Genomic DNA, 1,575 nt, shown 5'->3' on the forward strand with positions numbered 1-1,575 from the left:
AGTTCTTCCATGGAGGCGGCGGTCTCTTCCAGGGAGCTGGCCTGCTGCTCGGTGCGGGAGGACAGGTCGTGGTTGCCGGCAGCAATCTGGCTGGAGGCGGTGGCGATGGTGTCTGTGCCCTGGCGGATCCGGTCGATGACACGGGCCAGTTCCTGCTGCATCTGCTCGATCGCATACAACAGGCTGCGGGTGTCACCCCTGCGGATCTGGATAGGTACAGCCAGGTCACCGGCAGCCACGCGGCCAACGATGTCCGAGGCATAAGCCGGTTCGCCGCCAATCTGCCGTCCCAGCAGCCGGGCAATGGCCACACCGAGGCCGACGCTGGCCACAATGCCGCTGAGCACCAGTGCCAGCATGATCAGGCGTGAGGCCTTGTAGGTCTCGCCCACCTTTTCCATGCTGGCCCGGGCCAGCTGATCGCTGCGCTCGACCATGCGGTTGAGCACCTCCTCGATCCCCCGGGACTCCTTCATCAGGGCGATGCTGTCATCGGTGACGCGGCCTTCAAACTGGGACGAGTCCAGTGACTGTTTCAGGAGCAGGGTCACGAAGCCGCCCAGCTGTTCCTTGAAGCGCGGCATCTTGTCTTCATACTGCTTGTACAGGGCCTGGCCCTCCGGGCTGGCTTCCAGCAAGGGCCTGACCTCGGCCATGCGGGCATCCAGCCCTTGCATGGCCGCCTGGATGGCTTTGGTGCCGGCACTGCGCTCACCCATGGTCGAGGCTGCCAGCAAATTCATCTGGGCACGGCTCGCATAGATGAGATGGATGGTGGCCTCCTGCACACCCTTGAGCGCACGGACATCCTGGCTGTAGAGGTTTTCGGTGGCCGCATTGATGCGGCTCATGTGAAAAATGCCCAGTGCGCCGATGGCCGCACCTATGGCTGCAACGATGAGGAAACTGATCACCAGTTTGACCATGATGCGAAGTTGATGGAACCACTGCATAAATTTCATTCCTGTGACGGCGGCGCTAAGGCCTGGTTGATTGGTTTGAAAGCCAGGAAGTGCAAGGCCTAGAAGGTCTCCCATTCACCGCTGGCAGTCGCCAGCTTGGGTGCAGCTATGGCCCGTTTGGCTGCAGGCGGCTGCGCAGGCTGGCGGGCCGGTGCCGTGCGCTGGGGGGGTGCCACGTAATGCACCGCCTGGCTGCTGTCCAGCCGGAACACACTGACCACCTGGGACAGCCCACTGGCCTGCTCCTGCAATGACGAGGCCGCCGCTGCCGCTTGCTCGACCAGCGCCGCATTCTGCTGCGTCACCTGATCCATCTGCGTGATCGCCTGGTTGATCTGCTCTATCCCGGCCGTCTGCTCCTGGCTGGCCGCCGTGATCTCGGCCATGATGTCGGTCACCCGCTTGACGCTGCCCACAATCTCATCCATGGTCTTGCCCGCTTCGGCCACCTGCTTGCTGCCTTCCTCGACCTTGTCGACCGAGTCGCCGATCAGGGTCTTGATCTCCTTGGCAGCGGCCGCACTCCTTTGGGCCAGGTTGCGCACTTCTGCGGCAACCACGGCAAACCCCCGGCCCTGTTCGCCGGCCCGGGCCGCCTCGACGGCGGCGTTCA

2 protein-coding genes are annotated in these 1,575 nt (G+C 63.6%); both read right to left on the reverse strand.

Annotated features, from left to right (window positions below; genetic code table 11):
* Positions 1-953 (reverse strand): MCP four helix bundle domain-containing protein (locus tag WA904_RS20690; protein ID WP_425199016.1); only part of this gene is annotated, 953 nt, incomplete at its 3' end.
* Between the two features lie 68 nt (positions 954-1,021).
* Positions 1,022-1,575: methyl-accepting chemotaxis protein (locus WA904_RS20695; protein WP_425199017.1), on the reverse strand; the 554-nt coding region annotated here is incomplete at its 5' end.

The organism is Polaromonas sp. (assembly GCF_049790275.1).
Classification (GTDB): Bacteria; Pseudomonadota; Gammaproteobacteria; order Burkholderiales; family Burkholderiaceae_C; genus Polaromonas.